This window comes from Mesorhizobium sp., from assembly GCF_005063415.1.
Taxonomy (GTDB): domain Bacteria; phylum Pseudomonadota; class Alphaproteobacteria; order Rhizobiales; family Rhizobiaceae; genus Mesorhizobium.
This window is the reverse complement of sequence record NZ_SUEG01000421.1, coordinates 1-239: the sequence shown is the minus strand read 5'-3', so window position 1 is coordinate 239 and position 239 is coordinate 1. Positions and strand designations below refer to the sequence as shown.

The window sequence follows — 239 nt, the reverse complement described above, 5'->3', positions numbered from 1 at the left end:
CCTCCGATGGGCATGGTGCTGGCGCTGACGCGCAAGCGCCCGGAAAAGCGCAAGCAGCTGGGCTTCATGCCGTCGCCGCGTGCGATGCCGGCGGAGTGAGATGGCGAAGGGGGTTATCCTTCTGGCGGCAGGCGGAACGGGCGGACATCTGTTCCCGGCCGAGGCGCTGGCACATGAGCTCAAGGCGCGCGGCTGGGCGGTACATCTGGCCACCGACGACCGCGCCGAGCGCTTTGCCG

The 239-nt window shown here is 69.9% G+C and carries 1 protein-coding gene; it reads left to right on the top strand.

From position 1 onward, the window contains the following. Positions 1-100: 100 nt before the first annotated feature. On the top strand, positions 101-239 hold a 139-nt coding region (locus tag E5W70_RS32885; RefSeq protein ID WP_292665534.1), incomplete at its 3' end, for a glycosyltransferase.